Origin of the sequence: Moheibacter stercoris (assembly GCF_040545805.1) — a bacterium.
Lineage (GTDB): Bacteria > Bacteroidota > Bacteroidia > Flavobacteriales > Weeksellaceae > Moheibacter > Moheibacter stercoris.
Genome location: NZ_JBEPMO010000035.1, coordinates 1 through 1,961, shown reverse-complemented (window position 1 = coordinate 1,961; position 1,961 = coordinate 1). Strand labels below are relative to the sequence as shown.

Sequence of the window (1,961 nt, the reverse complement as noted above, 5' to 3'; positions counted from 1 at the left end):
TCATGGTGTAATCGCGTTGGGTACGCTTTTGATAATTTGTCTCTTCTTTCATAATGATTCTTTTTTTTTGTATCATTATTTCAGGACGAGACAATCATAAAACAAAAAAACCTGCTAGCATAATAGCAGGTTTTTTTGTTTTTAAATTTAAATCTATGAATTTGAAATGTTTAGGTTGTGAAAAACTTATCTTTATAAAATGATAATTTGACTAAATTTGCAAACTCAAAAAACAAACAAAATGAAACACGCAATAATAACCGGGATTGGACATTATGTGCCAGAAAATATTGTTACCAACGATGATTTGGCAAAGGTAATGGACACAAATGACGAGTGGATTCAAGAGCGTACAGGAATCAAAGAAAGAAGGCATTTAGGAAAACATTCTGGAATTACCACTTCTGATTTAGGGACCAAAGCCGCTGAAATAGCAATTAAAAATGCAGGTTTAACAGCCAAAGACATTGATTTTATTTTATTTGCAACCTTAAGTCCTGATTATTATTTCCCTGGATGCGGTGTTATTTTGCAGAAGAATTTAGGCTGTGATACCATTGGAGCATTGGATGTTCGTAACCAATGTTCAGGTTTTATATATGCTTTGGCAACTGCCAATGCCTACATCAAAGCGGGAATGTATAAAAATATTTTGGTGGTTGGTGCAGAGAATCATTCTTTTGGATTGGATATGACTACACGCGGTAGAGGTGTTTCTGTAATTTTTGGAGATGGTGCGGGCGCAGTAGTTGTTTCGGCATCAGATGAACCAAATAGAGGAATTTTAGCATGCAATATGCATAGTGAAGGTCAATATGCAGAAGAATTAGCTGTTTTATTTCCTGGAACGAAATTGGGATGGTCAGACGTGATGCTAGAAGAAGGAAATACCTTAACTCCGGAACAAATTTATCCGTATATGAATGGAAATTTTGTTTTCAAGCATGCTGTAACCCGTTTTCCAGAATCTATAAAAGAAGCTTTCGAATCATCTGGAGAGAAATTGGAAGATTTGAAATTATTCATTCCTCACCAAGCCAATTTACGCATTAGTCAATTTGTGCAAAAGCAAATGGGATTACGAGATGATCAGGTCTATAACAACATACAAAAATATGGAAATACCACTGCGGCATCTATTCCAATTGCATTGAGTGAAGCATATGCCGAAGGTAGAATCCAAAAAGGAGATTTGGTCTGTATGACTGCTTTTGGTAGTGGATTTACTTGGGGATCTGTATTGATGAGATTTTAAGAATCAAATGGTTATATAGTTAAAAGTCGATTGTTTGATCGACTTTTTTTATGGAAATACATTTTTAGATTATTTTTATTTAGTCTAAATTTGCTAAAAAATTTTAAAGAATGAAAAAATTAATATTCGCATCTATTTTAGGATTAGCAAGTTTCGGTTTCGTAGCATGTAGCAGTGATGATGACTCTTCAACACCTATTAATACTAATCCTATGGTAGGTGATTGGAAAGCAGTAGAATTAAGTTATTCAATTCCAAATGGTCCATCTCATACGTTTCCATTCTCTGCTATTACAGCTGGTTGTGACGTAGATGAAATTGAGTTAAGAGCCAATAATTCTGCAGATGTAGAAGTTGAAAATAAAGTAAATGAGGTATGTACTGAGGTTCACCATGTTGGAACATGGAACAACGAAGTTATTAGCGTTGAAGGTTTAAATGACAAACAAGTTGTTTCGGTTGACGCAAACCAATTGGTTTTAAAATATTGGATGACTTATGGTACATATGGTGATCTTGAAGTTACGGTTAAATATATTCGTGATTAAGATCTAAAATAGATGACTAGTCCTAAAATAGATTGACAGTTATTAACTATAATTTAGATCCGAAGAGATTTTATTTCTTCGGATTTTTTTGTGTCTTTTTTCTGGAGTTTCCATATTAAGACTTAGATGTGGTCTAATGTTATTATAAAGATAAACAC

General features: G+C 33.7%; 2 protein-coding genes. Both read left to right on the top strand.

Translation table 11 applies throughout. The features are described 5' to 3' along the window. Positions 1-241: 241 nt before the first annotated feature. Positions 242-1,255 carry a 3-oxoacyl-ACP synthase III family protein gene (locus ABID46_RS13485; protein ID WP_354510984.1) on the top strand — a complete coding sequence of 338 codons (1,014 nt, stop codon included), beginning with the start codon at positions 242-244 and terminating at the stop codon, positions 1,253-1,255. A gap of 110 nt (positions 1,256-1,365) precedes the next feature. After that, positions 1,366-1,803, top strand: a complete 438-nt coding sequence (locus tag ABID46_RS13480; protein ID WP_354510982.1) for a hypothetical protein — start codon at positions 1,366-1,368, stop codon at positions 1,801-1,803. Positions 1,804-1,961: the final 158 nt, after the last annotated feature.